The organism is Comamonas sp. 14P8.1.4 (assembly GCF_057799285.1).
This window is the reverse complement of the sequence record NZ_JBYOKN010000001.1, coordinates 824299-843326: the sequence shown is the minus strand read 5'-3', so window position 1 is coordinate 843326 and position 19028 is coordinate 824299. Positions and strand designations below refer to the sequence as shown.

The following is a 19028-nucleotide window of genomic DNA, read 5'->3' as shown; positions in this document are numbered from 1 at the left end:
TGTCAGGAGATTGATTCATGACCGCTCACATTGAGGCTGCCTCGCCCCACGTAATGCCCACCTACGGCCGCGTACCTATCGCGCTGGAGCGAGGCCGAGGCTGCCGCGTATGGGATGTGAACGGTAAGGAATACCTGGACGCACTGGGCGGCATCGCCGTCAACACCCTGGGCCACAACCACCCCAAGCTGGTGCCTGCACTGCAAGAGCAGATCGCCACACTGATTCACACCAGCAACTACTACCATGTGCCCGGCCAGGAAACCCTGGCCAAGCTGCTGACCGAGCGCAGCCACATGACCAATGTGTTCTTCTGCAGCACCGGTCTGGAAGCGAACGAAGCGGCCATCAAGATTGCGCGCAAGTACGGCGTGGACAAGGGCATTGAAAAGCCTGAAATCGTGGTCTATGACCACGCTTTCCACGGCCGCTCGATCGCCACCATGAGCGCCACCGCCAACCCCAAGGTGCGCAACGGCTTTGGTGCGCTGCTCGACGGTTTCACCCGCGTAGCACCCAACGACTATGAAGCGCTGGTGGAAGCCACCGAAGGCAACCCCAACATCGTCGCCGTGATGATGGAGCCCATCCAGGGCGAAGGTGGCCTGCACCCCATGCGTGCCGACTACCTCAAGCAAGTGCGCGCGCTGTGCGACGCCAAGGGCTGGCTACTGATCATGGACGAGGTGCAAGCGGGCATGGGCCGCACCGGCAAGTGGTTTGCCCACCAGTGGGCTGACATCACCCCAGACGTGATGACCCTGGCCAAGGGCCTGGGTTCGGGCGTTCCCGTGGGGGCCGTCGTGGCGCACAAGGCCGCAGCCCAGGTGCTGACGGCGGGCAACCACGGCTCCACCTTTGGTGGCAACCCGCTGGCCATGCGCGCCGGCGTGGAAACCATCCGCATCATGGAAGAAGATGGCCTGCTGGCCCACACCACGGAAGTGGGCAACTACCTGAAGGCCCAATTGCACGCACAGCTGAGCGCCATCGAAGGCTTTGTGGAAGTGCGCGGCCAGGGTCTGATGATCGGCGTGGAGCTGACCAAGCCCTGCGGCGCACTGATTGGCCAGGCTGCCGAAGCCGGCCTGCTGCTGAGCGTGACCTCGGACACCGTGATCCGCATCGTGCCACCGCTGATCTTGAGCCAAGAAGAGGCTGACGAAATCGTCGCCAAGCTCAAGCCGCTGGTACAAGCCTTGTTGGCTGCCTGAACCCAAGGATTTTCTGCATGAAGCATTACCTGCAATTTAGCGACTTCACCGCTGACGAATACGACTACCTGCTGGCCCGCGCCGCCCTGATCAAGAAAAAGTTCAAGGGCTACGAAAAGCACCACACGCTCAGCGACCGCACGCTGGCCATGATTTTTGAAAAGGCCAGCACCCGCACCCGCGTGAGCTTTGAAGCCGGCATGTACCAGTTGGGCGGCTCTGTGGTCCACCTGACCACCGGCGACAGCCAGCTGGGCCGCTCCGAGCCCATCGAAGACAGCGCGCGCGTCATCAGCCGCATGACCGACCTGGTCATGATCCGCACATTCGGCCAGGACAAGATCGAGAGCTTTGCCGCGCACTCGCGCGTGCCCGTGATCAACGGCCTGACCAACGAATTCCACCCCTGCCAGATCCTGGCCGACATCTTCACCTTCATCGAGCACCGCGGCCCCATCCAGGGCAAGGTGGTGACCTGGGTCGGTGACGGCAACAACATGGCCAACACTTGGCTGCAGGCGGCTGACTTGCTGGGCTTTACCGTCCACGTCAGCACCCCCGGCGGCTATGAAGTGGACGAGAAGCTGGCCTTTGGTGGCAAAACACCACGCCCCGGCTGCTACAAGGTCTTCAAAGACCCGCTGGAAGCCTGCAAGGGTGCCGATCTGGTCACCACCGATGTGTGGACCAGCATGGGTTACGAGGCTGAGAACGCCGTGCGCATGAAGGCCTTTGCCGACTGGTGCGTGGACCAGGAGATGATGCAGGCTGCCAAGCCAGAGGCTGTGTTCATGCACTGCCTGCCCGCCCACCGCGGCGAGGAAGTGGAGGCGGACGTCATCGACGGCCCACAGTCGGTCGTGTGGGACGAGGCCGAGAACCGCATGCACGTGCAAAAGGCGCTCATGGAGTACCTGCTGCTGGGCAAGCAGGCGGACTAAGCCTTACGCACCGCCCACCCAGTGATGCGAGCCTTTAGCCCGCCTCTCACAAAAACAGGAGCTGCTCACGCGCGCCTGCTTAAGCTTTCACACGTCGTTCGTTTGCAAAGCAAAGCAGGATCAGCGCTGGCAGCTCTTTTTTTATTTAAGCCACGCAGTGCCATCACCACGCTGCGCAGCCACCAACCCTTTTCCTGCTCCGCCAGCGGCACGCGGAGCCTAGACTTTCGCCGCTTTGCGCGCCGGCGCTGTGCCATGCACGCCATCGCCTGCAGCCACCTGCTGAAAACCCCGCGCTACCTGCTGGGCCACACCTAGGGCCTGTCCTCCCCTTTTCGGATCACTGCTTGCCAAGCGCTTGCCGTGCGCTGGTCTGTGTCTTGCTTCACGCAAGCCGCCGGCCGCTGCGCTGTGCGTGCCTGCGCATGCCGTGTCTTTGGATTTTTTGCCTATCGAAGAACAACACCACCGCTTCCCCACCATGTCTGAAGCCCTGCACCCCTGCCTGACCTGCGGCGTTTGCTGCACCAACTACCGCGTCGAATTCTCGGTCTACGAACTGCAATCCATGGGCGGCACCGTGCCCGATCACCTGGCCCACGAAGTGCCCGGCAAAGGCAATCGCGCCCGCATGAACGGCACCGAGCGCCACCCCGTGCGCTGCGTGGCCTTGACTGAGCTGCCCCACCTGGGCAAAGGCTGCATCGGCTGCGGCATTTACGAACAGCGCTCGCGCCCCTGCAGGGACTTTCCTTTTGCCTCTTACGGCTGCCACGCCACGCGCGCAAAATTCGGCCTCTCTGCGCTGACCGAGGAAGAGGTTGAGCGCTGGACCGAAATGGCCTGAAGCCCTTGCACCGCTATGTCTGAACCCCACCCCTGCCTCTCCTGCGGCGCCTGCTGCGCCGCGTTCCGCGTGGACTTTTCCGTCTACGAATCGGAAGAAAACGGCGGCCGCGTGCCGCGCGGACTGATTGAAGAAGTGAACGATTTCACCTGCCGCATGCGCGGCACCGATTACGCCCGCCCGCGCTGCGCTGCGCTGACCGGCACCGTGGGCGAAAAAGCCGCCTGCGGCATCTACGAATGGCGCCCTTCCCCCTGCCGCGAGTTTGCCGCCGGCTCCGATGCCTGCAACCGCGTGCGCCTGCGCCACGGCATGCCCGCACTGGAAAGCGGTCTGCTCTAAGCCCAGACCACTTCCGCACCCGCAGGGAACCACACGGGCACAGCCCTTTGCCTGCAATTTCGTTCAATACAAACCCCAGGGCACAGCGCACAGTGCCACTGGTGAACGACCTCAACACCACCTCCTGGCTCTCTGCACTGCTGTCCATGGGCAGCTTTGCCTTCGTGGGGGCCATCACCCCCGGCCCCGTCAATGTGCTGGCGCTGCGCCACGGCAGCCACAGCAGCCGCCCATCTGCGGCGTGGTATGTGCTGGGCGCCAGCCTCAGCTATGTGGCCGTTGTGGCCTGCATGGGGCTGGCCAGCACACAGCTGATGCACGTCATCCCCCAGCTGGCACCCACCGCGCAGTGGCTGTGCGCCGCCTATCTGCTCTGGCTGGCATGGCGGCTGGCCACCGCCCCCGTGCAGCCCTCTGGGCCGGAGGCACCACACACCGCCCTACATGCCCGCCAGGCTTTTGTGCAGGGGCTGGCGGTGCAAACCCTCAACCCCAAAGCCTGGCTGTTTGCACTGTCCGCCGTGGGCGTTTTTGCACTTCCCCAAGGGACACACATGCACGCCCACTTGGTGCTGCTGTGCGCGGTGTCCTTGCTGGCCTGCATGCTGGGCGTGGGTTGCTGGGCCCTGTTGGGCCGCACGCTGGTGCACTGGCTGCGCACCCCACAACGCCAGCGTCTGCTGCACCGTGTACTGGCCCTGCTGCTGGCCACCAGCATCTGGACCATGCTGGCATGATGCGGACCATGCTGGCATGATGCGCACCATGCCCCAACCCGTGCCCCACCAGTTCTACCGCCACCCACAGCTGCCTGGGGTGGAACTGCGTGTGAGCACCCAGTCACCGCACCACTACCGGCTGCACATGCACGCGGAGTATTCACTGGGGCTGGTCGACCAAGGGCATGCTGTCTTCACCCATGCCAGCGGCCCGCACCATTTGCACACAGGCAGCATGGTGCTGATCGAGCCCCATGCCTGGCATGCCTGCAACCCCGCGCAGATCACGCACTGGTCTTACCGCATGCTGTACATCCAGGCAGACTGGCTGCATGCGCTGCTGGGCGTGCCCAGCCTGCGTTTTGCGCAGCTCGCACTGCGCGATGTGCAAGCCAGCCAGCAATTGCACCAGCTGTGCCAGCAGCTGATGGACGCTCCCCCCCATGCTGACGACTGGGCCCAGCAGTTGCGCCGCCTGCTGCTTCAGCCCGGACTGATACAAATACAGACCCAACCGCTCATCGGAGCCGACCCTGCGGTGCAAGCAGCCTTGGCACAGTGGCACCAGTCCCCCGATTGCCTGCTGAGCGTGCAGGCACTGGCGCAGGCCCAAGGCATGAGTGCTTCGCGCTTTATTCGGCACTTCAAAGCGGTCACCGGCGTCACCCCGTGCGTTTATCGCCTCAATGTGCAACTCAATGGTGCGCGCCAGCTTCTGGCACAGGGCACGGCCTTGGCCGACGCAGCGCTGGCCATGGGCTTTGCCGACCAGTCGCACTTGCAGCGTGCCTTCAAAGCCCACCATGCAGCCACCCCGGGCTGCTACGCCAGCGTGCCTGCCTGAGGCGCAGCCACGCCCTGCTGTCAGACACTGTCATCTTCGGGCCTGCAGTGCTTCAAGCCACTGGCGCGCAATGCCAACGCAGCTTGCGGCGCATACTGACATCACCTGCCACTGCCGCCAAGGAGTCGCCATGTCTACCGTGTTGATGGTGATTGCCACCACTCTCATCGTGTGTGGCCTGCTGGTGGCGGTGATGTGTCTGGAGCAGACTTTGTCCGACAACCCCAGTGATCTGTAAACACTTGCATCGCTGCCATGCAATAAAACGCGCGGGACACGATACTTGAGGGCTTCCGATTCGATAGGACCCTCACCGCGATGGCCGACTTCCACGACATACAACAACGCGAAACCGGCCTGCAGCAGCACCTGACCAGCGCCCAAATGGTGATGATTGCCATTGGTGGTGCCGTAGGCACCGGCCTGTTCATGGGCAGCGCATTCGCCATCGGCTTTGCCGGCCCGGCCGTGCTGATCAGCTACGCCATTGGCGCTTTCATTGCCCTGCTGCTGATCGGCTGCCTGGGCGAGATGACGGTGGCCCACCCCACCTCCGGCTCCTTTGGTGCCTATGCCGAGTACTACCTCGGCCCCATGACTGGCTTTGTGCTGCGCTACGCCTACTGGGCCGCGCTGGTGCTGGCCGTGGGCATGGAGGTCACCGCCGTGGGCATGTACATGGCCTACTGGTTCAAGGCCGTGCCGCAGTGGATCTGGGTGGCGGTGTTCTCAGCCGTGCTCATCGGCATCAATCTGCGCAGCGTCAAGGTCTATGGCGCGGCCGAATACGTTTTCTCTGCCATCAAGGTGGCTGCCATTGTGGCTTTTGTGCTGATTGGCGCTTATGTCGTCTTCGGCGCTCATGTTCCCGGCATTGGGCTGCAAAACTACGAAGTCGGCGGAGGCTTCTGGGCCAAAGGGCTGTCCGGCATGTGGCTGGGCGTGATTGTGGCCATGTTCAGCTACCTGGGCGTAGAAGCCATTGCCGTGGCCGCCGGTGAGGCCCAGCACCCGCAAAAAGCCGTACAAAGCGCGATGAAGACCACCGTACTGCGCTTGGTGCTGTTTTACTTGCTCACGCTGGCGCTGATGCTGGCCATCGTGCCGTGGACGGAAGCGGCCACGCAAACCAGCCCCTTTGTGCGTGTGATGGAGATCATCAACATTCCCTACGCTGCCGGGGTGCTGAACTTCGTCGTGCTGGTGGCAGCGCTGTCGGCCATGAACAGCCAGCTCTACACCACCTCGCGCATGATGTTCAGCCTCTCGCGTGCCGGGCAAGCACCTGCTGCCTTTGGCAAGACCAATGCACAGGGCGTGCCCGTGGCGGCCATTGTGGTCTCCAGCCTGGGTGCTGCCGTGGCCATGGTGATCAACGCCTTCTGGCCCGAGCAGTCGTTCATGTGGATGATGTCCATCGCCATGTTTGGCGCCATGTTTGCGTGGTTCATGGTGTTTGTCACACACCTGGCCTTCCGCCGCCGCCGTGACCGCGAAGGAGCAGCCCGCGTGCCGTTTCGCATGTGGGGCTTCCCGTGGCTCACACTGCTGGGCGCGGTGCTGATGGGTGCGGTGTTGATCACCACGGCCTTCACCCCCGAGTTCCGTCTGACGCTGGCCTTTGGCCTGCCTTGGCTGCTGGTGCTGTGCGTGATTTACCTGCTGCGCCGCAACAAGATCAGCCGCTAACCCAGCCTTCTTGCGCTCATACATAAAGCCGCTTTCCAAGCGGCTTTATTCATTTTTAATGACGCTTTTTTGAAGCCCGCACGCACATAGCCGATGCCATCGAACTGACATAAGCGTTACGCAAACTGACAAGCCTGTTTACCTCTTGTGTCTCTAACCATCATGTTTGTACTGCGCGCGGCTGCCGCCGCCTCTTTCGCTTGCTTATTCTCCCTGTCTGCCTCGGCACAGCCCACAGCACATACTGCCACCTTGGCCGGCCATGCTGTGCTTCCTGCACTCAGCGTACTAGCTGCACCCGCCGATGCCCCCGCCGATTTGCGCAGCAGCGGTAAATTCACCACCACACCTCCCACCTATACATTAGCTACGGTTGAAGGTAAGTCCGATGGCCGCCCTACTGGTGTGAAGCTGCCTTTTGATGGGCAGCCCCGCCAAGGCCACTCGGGCATCGTGCGCATGGACGATGGCAGCTTCTGGCTGTTGACAGACAACGGAGCGGGCAACAAAGCCAACTCGCCCGACTTCATGCTGCACCTGAGTCGCTACAACGTGGACTTTCAAAGTGGCAAATTTGATTTGCTAGAAACCGTTTTTCTGCACGACCCAGACCGCAAAGTACCTTTCCGCATCGTCCAAAAAGGCACGGACAAACGCTACCTGACCGGCTCTGACTTTGACCCAGAGAGCATTCAAATTGCAGGCGGCCACATTTGGATTGGCGAGGAGTTTGGCCCCTTCCTGATTCAAGCCAATATGCAAGGCAAGGTACTCGCGGTTTACGACACCTTGGTGGATGGCCAACCGATTCGCTCGCCCGACCACCCCAGCGCACGTACAGCCGGAGCACCCAATGCCAAGGCAGAGTTCTACCCCGTGCGCCGCTCCAAGGGATTTGAAGGCATGGCCGCCAGCCCTGATGGCAGCAAGCTTTACCCTCTGTTAGAAGGTGCGCTGTGGGACAGCAAAACCAATGCGCTTGAAAGCGAGAATGGGTCTACCTACCTGCGCGCACTGGAGTTTGACGTCAAGGGCCAAAAGTGGACTGGCCGTGAGTGGAAGTATCCGCTGGAAAACGCCAGCCACTCCATTGGCGACTTCAACATGATTGATGCCACCACAGCGCTGGTCATTGAACGTGATGACGGAGAAGGCACGCCCGACCAAGCATGCGCTGCAGGAGAAAAGCGCACCGACTGTTTTGGCAAGCTGCCCAAGTTCAAACGTGTGTACAAGATTGAAATGAGCGATGCCAACGTAGGCGGCATGGTGCGCAAGATTGGATATATCGACCTACTCAACATCCAAGACCCCAACAAACTGTCGCGCAAACCACTGACCAACGGTGTGCTGCAGTTTCCGTTCTTCACCATTGAAAACGTTGACGTGGTGGACAAAGAACATATCGTGGTGGGCAACGACAACAACCTGCCCTACAGCTCTAGCCGCTCACCCAATATGCAAGACGACAACGAGTTGGTGCTGCTGAACGTGCGCAGCCTGTTGCAGACCAAGTAATTTCGCACAAGGGCATACTGAACAGCCTGTCGCAGCCCGTGCCACAGGCTTTTTTATTGCATCGCACCATGAGCACCACCCGCCAGCTTTGGGATATTTCCGCCCCTGTGCACACCGCCAGCCCGGTCTACCCCGGCGACACGCCCTACCGCCAGCGCTGGACGTCGCGCATCAGCGCCCAATGCCCCGTGAATGTCAGCGCCATCGAGATGTCGCCCCACATCGGCACCCACGCCGATGCGCCGCTGCATTACGACGCACAGGGCCAAGCCATGGGCGATGTGGATCTGGCCCCCTACCTCGGCCCCTGCCGCGTCATCCACGCCATCGGCTGCGGGCCGCTGATTACCTGGACGCACCTGGCCCATGCCATCACGGCCGATTTGCCGCCGCGTGTGCTGGTGCGCACCTACGCACAAAGCCCCCAGCACTGGGACGAGCAACTCACCGCCTTGGCCCCTGCCACCATTGCCCGCCTGGCAGATCTGGGGGTGCAGCTGGTGGGCATTGACACCGCCAGCATCGACCCCGCAGACAGCCAGGGCCTGGACAGCCACATGCTGGTGCGCCAGCGCGGCCTGCGAATTCTGGAAAACCTGGTGCTGGATGCCGTGCCCGAGGGCGACTATGAGCTGATTGCCCTGCCGCTGAAGCTGACCGAGGCCGATGCCTCGCCCGTGCGTGCGGTGTTGCGCGCTTTATAAGAAAATCAGCCGCTAATGCTTATTGCACCTACGCAAGCCGCTATTTTATTTATCACTACCGCATGACCGAACGCATCGCCATCATCGACTTTGAGACCACCGGCATGAGCCCCGCCCATGGCGCCCGTGCTGCCGAGGTGGGCATCGTCGTGGTGGAAGGCGGGCGCATTGTGGACCGCTTCCAAAGCCTGATGAATGCGGGCCAGCGCATGCCGTGGAATATCACCCAGCTCACCGGCATCAGCAGCGCCATGTTGCAGGCTGCGCCACCCGCCGAGCAGGTGATGCGCGAAGCAGCTGCCTTTGTGGGCACCACCCCCATGGTGGCGCACAACGCATCGTTTGACAGCAAGTTCTGGGTGGATGAGCTGCAGCGCGCCGCGTGCGAGCCCTCGCAGCCATTTGCCTGCACCGTGCTGCTGTCGCGCCGCCTGTACCCACAGGCGCCCAGCCATTCGCTGGGCCGCATCGTACGTTTTCTCGATTTACCGCCGGCTGACAAAGCCCACCGCGCGCTGGCTGATGCGGAAATGACCGCCCATCTGCTGCTGCGCATGCAGCACGATCTGCAAACCCACTGGCACATCCCGCAGCCGCTGCACAGCGTACTGCGCCTGATTCAAGCCAGCCAGCGCCAGCACGTGCCCGCATTGCTGCAGCGCACCAGCGCGCAGCAAACCCAGCCCAGCCTGCCCACGATGGAGTGCTGAGCCCTGGGCGCACCGCTGCGCCACTGCCACTGCTACTGCTTTGAAAGCAGCTAGCGCTCACCCATCCATGATTTCAGTGTAATTAACTGCCAAAAGTTAGCCAGTACCAGCGCTGGCTGCTATTTATTTTGCGATAGCGCCCTCTTGGCGCAGCAATTGCTGCTTGCGCTCCAGCCCCCAGCGGTAGCCGCCCCAGCCACCGTCGCTGCGCAGCACCCGGTGGCAAGGCACCAGCACCGCCAGCGGATTGGCCGCGCAAGCGCTGGCCACCGCGCGCACGGCCTGCGGCTGGCCAATGGCCTGCGCCAGCTCGGTGTAGGTGCGCGTCTGCCCGGCGGGAATGCCGCGCAGCGCTTTCCAGACCTTGCGCTGAAAGTCGGTGCCGTGCACCGCATCCAGCGGCACCACATGCTGCAGCGTGGGGTGCTCCAGAATTTCCAGCACCGTATCGCTCCAGCGGTGCAATACCGGGCCGCCGGTGTCCAGCTGCGCGTCGGGGTAGCGCTGCTGCAAATCCTCAATCAGCGCTGTCTTGCTGTCGCCCAGCAGCAATGCGGCAATGCCAGCCGGCGTGGCCGCCACCAGCACCTGCCCCAGGGGACAACGGCGCACCGTGTAGTGCAAAACCAGCGAAGGTGCGGGGGTTGAGGTGCGTGTGCTCATGCCCCCCACTCTATGCCAGCGGCGCAGGCGCGCCAAGGGCAAATCCCTACACGCGGGTGACAGTTACAAATGGCCGTGGGCGCTACGCTTGCCACAGGAGATTGCCATCGTGCCCGACCACACCACCACCACCGACCACCGCTTGGGGCAGCGCCAGCTATGGGCCATGTTGCTGGCCTTGCTCAGCGGCTTTGCCCTCAGCCAGGCCTTTCGCACCATCACCGCCATCCTGGCGCAGGGGCTGCAGCAAGACTTTGGCATCAGCGCCAGCTCGCTCGGCGCCTTCGCCGGACTGTTTGGTCTGTCTTTTGGGGTGGCCCAGCTGCTGATGGGCATTGGCATGGATTTGTATGGCCTGCGCCGCACCGTGCTGTGCGCCTTCCCGCTGGCGGCGCTGGGCTCGGTGGTGTCGGCCGCGGCACCCAGCTACGGCTGGCTGATGTTGGGGCAACTGATGATTGGCGTGGGCTGCTCCCCCGCTTTTCTGGCATGCACCATTTTCATTGCGCGCCACTTTCCGGCCGAGCGGTTCGCGTTTTTCTCAGGCCTGTCCATGGGCGTTGGCGGCCTGGGGCTGCTGTTCACCGGCACACCGCTGGCCTGGGTGGTGGAGCTGGGCGGCTGGCGCAGCGGTTTCTGGCTGCTCAGCGGCATGTGCGCACTGTCGTGGCTGCTGATTTTCTACAAAGTCCACGAACCCGCATTGCCGCAGGCTGCCGATGCACGCAAGGAAACCTGGGGGCACGCCTTCTTGCGCATGGCGGAGTTGCTGACGCTGCCGCACACCTGGGGCATGCTGGTGCTGGGCATGTCTTGCTACGCGGCCTTTCTGTCGCTGCGTGGTCTGTGGATTGGCCCCTTGCTGATGGAGCGCCACGGCTTCAGCCTGGTGCACAGCGGGCATGTGGCCTTTGTGGTGTCGCTGATTTCCCTGTTCACCCCCGCCATCTTTGGCCGTATGGACCCCGGCATTCTGGCGCGCCGCCAGTGGCTGGCCAATTTGTCGCTGTGCATGGCCAGCCTGTTTGTGGTGCTGGCCCTGTGGAACAACGCCAGCGCCAATGTGGTGACGGTGGTGGCCATGGCCATGCTGTCTGGCTATGGCTTGCTGCAGTATGCAGATGTGCGCGCCTCCTACCCCAACCACATGACAGGGCGCGCGCTCTCGCTGTTCACCATGGCCATGTTCCTGGGCGTGGCGCTGATGCAGTGGCTGACCGGCGTGGTGGCGGCATGGGCCGCTGGCCATGGCTGGGAGGCTTACACCGCCGTCGCCCTGACCATTGCCCTGTGGCTGGCCGCCGCATCGACCGCTTACCGGCTGCTGCCAGCCTCGCCCTTGCTGCAACGCCCAGCCACCTGAGCGCTTACAGAATGCTGGCGCTGGAGCCTTCGCCGCTGTAGAGCCAGGGCACATCCATGAGTTTGCTGCCCAGCATGCGCATGGCCATATCCCGCCCCCAGCGCACCGGCCCGGTGGCATGGAAGATGTTGCCGTTGCGGATGGAGCGCGCCTGCACACGGGCGTTGCGTTCCCAGCGATTCAGGGCATAGCGGCGCAGGCGCAGTTCAATGTCCAGGTCATCCATGGACAAGGCACGCTGCAGCTCAGCAGCATCCTCAATCGCCATGCCCGCACCCTGCGCCAGATAAGGCCGCATGGGATGGGCAGCATCCCCAATCAAACCGACCAGCCCCTTGGCCATGGCCTGCGGCCCCTGAATGGGTTCACGATCTGACAGAGGCCACAGGCGCCACTGGGCACCTGCGGCAGGCACGCTGCGCAGCAGATCCTGCAAATTGCTGGAGCAATGCTGCAAGGCCTGCTCCAGCGTGGCGGCATTGCCAGCATGGTCCCAATGCTCTAAATCTTGCGGTGCAGGGCCTTCGATGATGACGATGATGTTCATCATCTCGCCCCGGCGCACGGGGTAATGCACCGCATGCATGCGCGGCCCCAACCACACCGTGACCTCATTGCTGCGCCAGCCCACAGGGATGTCTGCCATGGGCAGCAACGCCCGGTAGGCCAGATGCCCAGACACGCGCGGGCGGCTGCTATCGCCCAGCACCGGGCCACGCAACTTGCTCCACACGCCATCCGCCAGCATCAGGGCATCGCCCTCAACTTCTTTGTTGGCCGACGTGCGAATGGTGGTCACCCGCTCTGTCCCCAAAACTTCGGCAACTTCCTGGCCCGCATTGATAAAAATATCCGTGCGCGCCTGGGCCGCTTGCTGCAGCACGCTGTGCAAATCTGCCCGGTGAATGGTGACGTACGCCGCGCCATAGCGCTCGACCATGGACTGCCCCAGCGGCGCACTGGCCAGGACCTGCCCACTCATCGCGCTGCGGGCCACCAGCTGCTGCGGCACAGCAACCACTTGCTGCAAAGGCTTTTGCAGCCCCCAGGCTTGTAGGCGGCGCACCACGTTCGGCCCCAGTTGCACCCCCGCCCCTACTTCGGAGAAAGCGGCTGCGCGTTCAAACAAGCGCGCATCCCAGCCAGCATGCGATGCGCCCAGCGCCGCAGCCATGCCCGCAATACCGCCACCGGCAATCAGTACTTGTTTTTTCATGGGCTAAATTGTGGCGCTGAAATACGTGCACGGGGCACTCACGAACACATCGAAGCCTGATACGCCGCAAATACTGCGCACAATGCATGCGCGCCGCGCGTAGAGGCATTCGCCCCGATATGCCTTAACAAAAGCCAGTCATTTCGCGCAGGAAACCCGACATAAAAAAAGCCTGCTTGCGCAGGCTTTGTTCTCCATCGGCATCAAATCTCGAATTTGCTGCGGTCTTGATCCTGAATCCACTTGGGCGCTTTACCGCGGCCCGTCCAGGTTTCACCGGTTTGGGGGTTCTTATATTTGGGGGCAACTTTCGAGCCTGCGCTGCCCGCACGCGCAGAGCGTGCGGGAGGAAATACATCCGACGCACTCAAACCGTGCTCTTCCACCAATGCACGCACCTTGCTGACGGCCTCGGCCAATTCACCCTGGCGTGCATCCTGAATTTGTTTTTCCAAGTCGTCGCGCTGCTTCAAAAGATCTTTATAAGAACTCATGGTCAGATTCCTTTCTTGAGAATTTTTATTATAGATATCTCCCTATTTTTATAAAACCTTTTGTAGGGATTTAAAAAATATTTCAAATATACAAGTGCAAAAAACACCATTGGCTTGCCGCTGGCTTCATCTGCAGCACCGGCCTGCACGCATCAAACAGATTTAAACTCTCAGGCTACGTGCTACTACCATCAGCCCAACCCTCCAAGCACAAACAGGAAGTAACAAAGTGCCCACTTACTTAATTGGTGATATACAAGGTTGCGATGCGGCGCTGGAGCGACTTTTGAGCACCATCAGTTTCTCACCCAGCCGAGACACGGTGTATTTACTGGGCGACTTGGTCAATCGCGGGCCACAGTCAGCGCAAGTGCTGCGCCGCTGCATGCAGCTTGGCGCCGCCATCAAGCCTTTGCTGGGTAACCATGATCTGCATTTACTCGCCAGTGCTTATGGCGTGCGCAAACCAGGCAGATGCGATACTTTGCAAAGCATTTTGAACGCACCCGATTGCGCCACTTTGCTGAACTGGGTGGCGCAGCAGCCTTTGGCACGTTCGCTCGAAAATAAAAATGGGCAACGCCTATTAATGGTGCACGCTGGGGTATTACCGCAGTGGAGTTTCCATGAAACCCTGCAATTGGCCGATGAAGTGCACCAGCAAGTCAAAGGGGATGCATTACCGCATTTTTTGATGCATATGTACGGCAATGAACCGAAGCAATGGGATGCCGAATTAACGGGGAGTGACAGACTGCGCGTGATTGTGAATGCGCTGACGCGCATCCGATTTTGCTCCGCAGACGGCATCATGGATTTTGAGAGTTCAGAGTCTGCCGATGCCGCCCCCGCGGGATTAATGCCCTGGTTTGAATGCCCAGACCGAAAAACGGCCAACGATATATTGGCATTCGGCCACTGGTCCACACTGGGCTTGGTCAATCTCCCCAACCTAATGGCACTGGACACCGGCTGTATCTGGGGCGGCTGTCTCAGCGCTATGGAGATTGGCAGCGACTTTCAAGAACGTACGCTGCACCAGATCGGCTGCGAACAGGCCCAAAAACCGGGTTGACCCCTCCCCCCCTTCTGTCAGATATAAAAAAAGCCACGTTAAAACGTGGCTTTTTTCTGGCGCATGCCCTTGGCTTAGAAGCTGCCAGCAGGCTTGAACAGCGCGGCGACCTTGCGCTTGGGCTTGCTGCCCAGCACTGCAGCCTTCGGCGCACCCTTGGCAGCATCCCATGCGGGCACATGCGACTCGCTGGCTTCATAAGGCTTGTCAAAGAAAGGATCCGCCGAGGCACTACGCACCGGGCGGGCACCACGTGCAGGGCGTGTGCCATGGGCCGAGGCACTGCGTTGCACCTCTTCACGCCCTGGCGCATCCCGCTGGCTGTCACGCTCACGGAAGCGGCGTGCATCGGGCAGCTGGATGGTTTCCACCTGAATCTTCTTCTTGATCAGCTTCTCGATGTCAGCAATCAGCTTGGTGTCGGAGCTGCCCACCATGGTCACAGCCAAACCCGAGGCACCGCCACGGCCTGTACGGCCAATGCGGTGCACATAGTCTTCGGCGTTAAAGGGCACGTCATAGTTAAAGACTGCAGGTACGTCCTTGATGTCTAGGCCCCGCGCAGCAACGTCGGTACACACCAGCAGGTCCATCTCGCCTTGCTTGAAGGCTTCCAGCGCCTTCAATCGCTCATCCTGGCTCTTGTCACCATGCAAGGCGGTGGCGCGGTAGCCATCACGCTCCAAGGCACGGGTCAAGCGACCACAGCCCAGCTTGCTGTTGGAGAAGATGAAGGCCTGGCGGATGCCCTTTTCGCGTAGCACCATTTGAATGGCACGGCGCTTGTCATCGTCATTGGCTGCAATAAAGCGCTGTTCCACCGTCGACGCCGTCTCATTGGGACGTGCGACTTCGATGGTGACAGGATCTTGCAAATAGCTGCCGGCCAGGCGCTTGATCTCGGGCGAGAACGTGGCACTGAACAGCAGCGTTGTGCGCGACTTGGGCAGGTGACTCAGGATGCGCTGCAAATCGGGCAAGAACCCGATGTCCAGCATACGGTCGGCCTCGTCCAGCACCACATATTCCACCTGGTTGAGCACCACATTCTTGGCTTCGATGTGGTCCAGCAGGCGACCGGGCGTGGCCACCAGCACTTCCACACCTTTTTTCAGCTCGATGGTCTGGGGCTTCATGTCCATGCCACCAAACACCACCGTGCTACGCAGCTTGGTGTGCTTGGCATACAGCGCAATCTGCTGTGCGACCTGGTCGGCCAGCTCACGCGTGGGCAAGAGCACCAAGGCACGTACCGGGTGGCGTGCTGGAGAGGCCGAGCTGTTCTCGTGCCGCATCAGGCGTTGCAGCAGCGGCAGCGAAAAGGCTGCGGTCTTGCCCGTGCCAGTTTGCGCGGCTCCCATCACATCCTTGCCGGTTAAAACCACCGGAATCGCCTGGGCCTGGATGGGGGTCATGGACTCGTAGCCCATTTCGGCCACGGCGCGTGCCAGAGGCTCCGCCAAGAGTAAAGAGGAAAAAGAACTTGTCATTGAGCCTGCTATTGTCGCACTGTGCGCGCAAAGCACCGTGTGAGGTCATTAAATCCAGCGTGTCTTCGCGGATTCCGTGGAAATAAAACCTCACTCACGGCCAAGAGTTGTTACAAGCTGGCCGAAGAAAAGGTGTCGCAAGCCTTCATCGAGCCTGTTTGCAGGCCCGTAGTAAACCAGCGTTGACGCTGTGCACTGGTGCCATGGGTAAAGCTGTCAGGCACCACCTGGCCTGTCTGGGCACGTTGCAATGCATCGTCGCCAATCTTGGCGGCAGCATTCATGGCCTCTTCCACATCGCCTTGCTCCAGAATTTTGCGCTGATTGTGCGCATGGTGTGCCCACACTCCGGCAAAACAGTCGGCCTGCAGCTCCAGCTTGACCGACAGCTTGTTGTATTCAACCTTGCTCACGCTGCCACGCATTTGATCCACCTGACTGGAGATACCCAGCAAGTTCTGCACGTGGTGCCCCACCTCGTGCGCAATCACATAGGCCTGCGCAAAATCGCCGGGGGCGCCCAGTTGGTTCTTCAACTGGTCATAAAACGACAGGTCAATATAGACCTTGTGATCTCCGGGACAGTAAAACGGTCCCATGGCGGCTTGACCAGTGCCACACGCCGTACCGACAGCGCCGCGAAACAGCACCAGCTTGGGCTGCTGGTAGTTCGCGCCACCCTGTTTGAAGATTTGCCCCCAGACATCTTCGGTATCTGCCAACACGGTCGAGACAAACCGCCCCATCGTGTCATTGGCCGCAGGGCCAGGCGCAGGGGTATGCGGCTGCACGACAGCATTGCCACCACCGCCGCTCAGCACACCCAGAATCGTCAAGGGATTGATCCCCAGCACCCAGCCGCCCACCAAGGCGATTACGATGGTGCCGATACCAATATTGCGCCCACCAAAAATGGGAGCCCCCCCGCCACCGCTGCGTTGGTCTTCCACGTTATCGGACTGGCGGTTGCCTTCCCACTTCATAGCGCTCTCCTCATCTCATTACGGTATCGCTGCACGCATCATGCCTGCATTATTTGTTTCGACATGCTGTACCGCCTTCCAACTGAGGTCATCTTCCGCGGACGGTTGCTGCATGGTGCCAACAGGTTTGCCAGCCCAACTGGCAGATTCGCTAACGGTTTTGGCATGCGCAGTGTGCACCTCTACCACCTCAACCAGTGTGAAAAATTGCCAAACCAGCAAAACCAGCCCCACGGCCATCAGACACACAGACGTGCACTTTCTCGGTGTTGACCTCTTGAATGGATATGCGCTCATAGAAAAACTCACCATAACTTGCGCAAATGCTAGATTTAGCAGACACCTCTGCGAAGTTCGCGGCATGCCTATTGCGTGTAGGAAAACCGTTCATCGCCTATGCTTGCACTGTTCATTCCATCCCCCCAATCAGGGTTTGCCTGCCACGTGCCATAGCACTTTGGTGCAGCGCCATACCTGTTATGTCCTTCGACCCATGAACCAGCAGCTACCTGTCGCTCGCAGCCTGCGCACACAAATTGCCATGGTGTTTGGTGGCTTCACCGCGCTTTTGGCCATCTGCCTGTGCCTGCTCAGCGGGGAGCTGCTGAAGCTGCGCCTGCAGCAGCAAGCAGCTGCTACCTTGGGCATGGTGGCCAACAACGCGACCACGGTGCTGCACGAAGAGATCAACCAGCAAAGCCACCGTGCCCAAATTCTGGCCCGCTCCAAAGAGCTGTGGGAAGGCGGGCTGAGTGCCCACAGCGTGCGCACCATGTTGGATCGGGTGCAGCACATCAACCCCTACAACGTGTGGATGGGGGTGGCCGATTTGCAGGGCATTGTGCGCAATGCGACCGCAGGCATGCTGCAAGGCGTTGATGTATCCGCTCGTCCTTGGTTTCAGCAAGGGCTATCCAGCCCCTATATCAGCGAAGTGCATCCCGCCAAACTGCTGGCAGGTTTACTCCCCCCCACACCCCATGGAGAGCCCTTGAGGCTGGTGGATTTCTCGGCCCCCATCTACCGCCCGGACGGCAGCATTGCAGGCGTACTGGGGATTCATGCCAGCTGGGACTGGGTCCGCGACTCCGTAGAACGCCTGCTCCACAGCACCGATCGTGCACTGCAGCAATCGATTTTCATTTTCGACCAGCAAGGTGGCCTGATCTACGCACCGGGTGGCAAGCTTCAGCCTTACAGCGATCTCGGTCAGACTTTGCCACTGGATGCAGCGGCCCTGCGCCAAGCCCGCACAGGCCAACCCGTACAAGCCCAATGGAAGGACCGCCCCGCGCCCTACCTCACCGCTGCGGTGCAGCTGCCCAGCGCCACGACCGACCTGGGCTGGTGGATCGTGGTGCGCCAGCCCATTGAAACGGCTTACGCCGGTGCCAACCGCATGCTGTGGCTGGCTTTGGCCGTCGGTCTTGTGGTCGGTGTGGTGGCAGCATTCATTGCCTGGCACCTGGCCCGCCACCTCAGCGATGACCTGAAATCCCTGGCACATGCAGCCCAGCGCCTGCAAAACGGCGCCAACCACACACCCTTGCCCGTGACCGGGCACAACCGCGAAGTGCTGCAGCTGTCGCGCTCACTCTCGCACATGACGCAGCAGTTGCTGGATACCAACAACGCCATGAAAGCCGAAGTGCACCAGCGCACGCTGGAGCTGCAAGCCGCCAATGCCGAGCTGCAGCGCCAGGCCAGCACCGATCCGCTGACCAAACTGCTCAACCGCCGTGGTTTTGAGCTGCAAGCTGCCTTGGCCATGGCGCTGGCCACCCGCAGCGGGCGCCCCTTGAGCGTGCTGTCGCTGGACATTGATTTCTTCAAGCACATCAACGACCAGTTCGGCCATGGCGTGGGCGATACGGTGTTGCAACGTCTGGCACTCACGCTCACGCAGCGCGCCCGCCAGACCGACCTGGTGGCACGTTTTGGTGGGGAGGAGTTCGTGCTGCTGCTGCCCGACACCGACGCCCCGTCCGCCACCCAACTGGCCGAAGCACTGCTGCACAGCATTGCTGCGCAGGAGATACCGCCAGTCGGCCACATTCACGTCAGCATCGGCATCAGCAGCCTGCGCCCCGGTGCGCAAGACAGTCTGGCCGCCATGATTGGGCGCAGCGATGCAGCACTCTACCAAGCCAAACAGGGGGGGCGCAACCGCGTGCGCCGCATGGACTAAGCACTGCGGGGCATAAAAAAACCGGCCC

At 61.2% G+C, this 19028-nt stretch carries 18 protein-coding genes; 13 read left to right on the top strand and 5 right to left on the bottom strand.

Annotated features, from left to right (window positions below):
* Positions 1–17 precede the first annotated feature (17 nt).
* From AC27VO_RS03920 to AC27VO_RS03875, 10 genes are all read left to right on the top strand, one after another.
* Complete coding sequence (locus AC27VO_RS03920) at positions 18–1214, top strand: aspartate aminotransferase family protein (protein WP_488665374.1); 1197 nt, start codon at positions 18–20, stop codon at positions 1212–1214.
* A gap of 17 nt (positions 1215–1231) precedes the next feature.
* Complete coding sequence (gene argF / locus AC27VO_RS03915) at positions 1232–2155, top strand: ornithine carbamoyltransferase (RefSeq protein WP_488665373.1); 924 nt, start codon at positions 1232–1234, stop codon at positions 2153–2155.
* A gap of 481 nt (positions 2156–2636) precedes the next feature.
* Positions 2637–3002, top strand: coding sequence for a YkgJ family cysteine cluster protein (locus AC27VO_RS03910; RefSeq protein WP_488665372.1), 366 nt, complete (start codon positions 2637–2639; stop codon positions 3000–3002).
* Between the two features lie 15 nt (positions 3003–3017).
* Positions 3018–3344, top strand: a complete 327-nt coding sequence (locus AC27VO_RS03905; protein ID WP_488665371.1) for a YkgJ family cysteine cluster protein — start codon at positions 3018–3020, stop codon at positions 3342–3344.
* 101 nt (positions 3345–3445) lie between these two features.
* The gene (locus AC27VO_RS03900) at positions 3446–4081 is read left to right on the top strand and encodes a LysE family translocator (protein WP_488665370.1); all 636 of its coding nucleotides are present in this window, start codon (positions 3446–3448) and stop codon (positions 4079–4081) included.
* 28 nt (positions 4082–4109) lie between these two features.
* Positions 4110–4907: a helix-turn-helix domain-containing protein gene (locus tag AC27VO_RS03895; protein WP_488665369.1), complete on the top strand. Its 798-nt coding sequence runs from the start codon at positions 4110–4112 to the stop codon at positions 4905–4907.
* Positions 4908–5225: 318 nt separating this feature from the next.
* Positions 5226–6596: an amino acid permease gene (locus AC27VO_RS03890; RefSeq protein ID WP_488665368.1), complete on the top strand. Its 1371-nt coding sequence runs from the start codon at positions 5226–5228 to the stop codon at positions 6594–6596.
* Between the two features lie 162 nt (positions 6597–6758).
* Entirely contained in the window at positions 6759–8114 is a 1356-nt protein-coding gene (locus tag AC27VO_RS03885; RefSeq protein ID WP_488665543.1) for an esterase-like activity of phytase family protein, read from the top strand.
* A 68-nt stretch (positions 8115–8182) separates the two neighbouring features.
* Positions 8183–8818, top strand: a complete 636-nt coding sequence (kynB, locus tag AC27VO_RS03880) for an arylformamidase (protein WP_488665367.1) — start codon at positions 8183–8185, stop codon at positions 8816–8818.
* A gap of 62 nt (positions 8819–8880) precedes the next feature.
* Positions 8881–9528, top strand: a complete 648-nt coding sequence (locus AC27VO_RS03875) for a 3'-5' exonuclease (RefSeq protein WP_488665366.1) — start codon at positions 8881–8883, stop codon at positions 9526–9528.
* A gap of 123 nt (positions 9529–9651) precedes the next feature.
* Here the strand turns inward: AC27VO_RS03875 and AC27VO_RS03870 are convergent, their stop codons facing one another.
* Positions 9652–10191 (bottom strand): methylated-DNA--[protein]-cysteine S-methyltransferase, encoded by a 540-nt coding sequence (locus AC27VO_RS03870; RefSeq protein ID WP_488665365.1) that lies wholly within the window; start codon positions 10189–10191, stop codon positions 9652–9654.
* 166 nt (positions 10192–10357) lie between these two features.
* Between AC27VO_RS03870 and AC27VO_RS03865 the strand changes: the two genes are divergently transcribed.
* Entirely contained in the window at positions 10358–11554 is a 1197-nt protein-coding gene (locus AC27VO_RS03865) for an MFS transporter (protein WP_488665542.1), read from the top strand.
* 4 nt (positions 11555–11558) lie between these two features.
* Here the strand turns inward: AC27VO_RS03865 and AC27VO_RS03860 are convergent, their stop codons facing one another.
* Both AC27VO_RS03860 and AC27VO_RS03855 read right to left on the bottom strand, forming a co-directional pair.
* The gene (locus AC27VO_RS03860) at positions 11559–12770 is read right to left on the bottom strand and encodes an FAD-dependent monooxygenase (protein ID WP_488665364.1); all 1212 of its coding nucleotides are present in this window, start codon (positions 12768–12770) and stop codon (positions 11559–11561) included.
* Positions 12771–12973: 203 nt separating this feature from the next.
* Positions 12974–13264, bottom strand: coding sequence for an H-NS histone family protein (locus AC27VO_RS03855; RefSeq protein WP_488665363.1), 291 nt, complete (start codon positions 13262–13264; stop codon positions 12974–12976).
* Between the two features lie 229 nt (positions 13265–13493).
* On the opposite strand from AC27VO_RS03855, the gene AC27VO_RS03850 reads away from it, so the two are divergent.
* Positions 13494–14339 (top strand): symmetrical bis(5'-nucleosyl)-tetraphosphatase, encoded by an 846-nt coding sequence (locus tag AC27VO_RS03850; protein WP_488665362.1) that lies wholly within the window; start codon positions 13494–13496, stop codon positions 14337–14339.
* Between the two features lie 74 nt (positions 14340–14413).
* On the opposite strand, the gene AC27VO_RS03845 is transcribed toward AC27VO_RS03850, so the two are convergent.
* Together AC27VO_RS03845 and ypfJ are read right to left on the bottom strand one after the other, a co-directional pair.
* The gene (locus AC27VO_RS03845; protein ID WP_488665361.1) at positions 14414–15829 is read right to left on the bottom strand and encodes a DEAD/DEAH box helicase; all 1416 of its coding nucleotides are present in this window, start codon (positions 15827–15829) and stop codon (positions 14414–14416) included.
* A gap of 110 nt (positions 15830–15939) precedes the next feature.
* Positions 15940–16812 carry a KPN_02809 family neutral zinc metallopeptidase gene (gene ypfJ / locus AC27VO_RS03840; protein ID WP_488665360.1) on the bottom strand — a complete coding sequence of 291 codons (873 nt, stop codon included), beginning with the start codon at positions 16810–16812 and terminating at the stop codon, positions 15940–15942.
* A 493-nt stretch (positions 16813–17305) separates the two neighbouring features.
* On the opposite strand from ypfJ, the gene AC27VO_RS03835 reads away from it, so the two are divergent.
* The gene (locus AC27VO_RS03835) at positions 17306–19000 is read left to right on the top strand and encodes a sensor domain-containing diguanylate cyclase (RefSeq protein WP_488665359.1); all 1695 of its coding nucleotides are present in this window, start codon (positions 17306–17308) and stop codon (positions 18998–19000) included.
* The last annotated feature ends 28 nt before the right edge of the window (positions 19001–19028 follow it).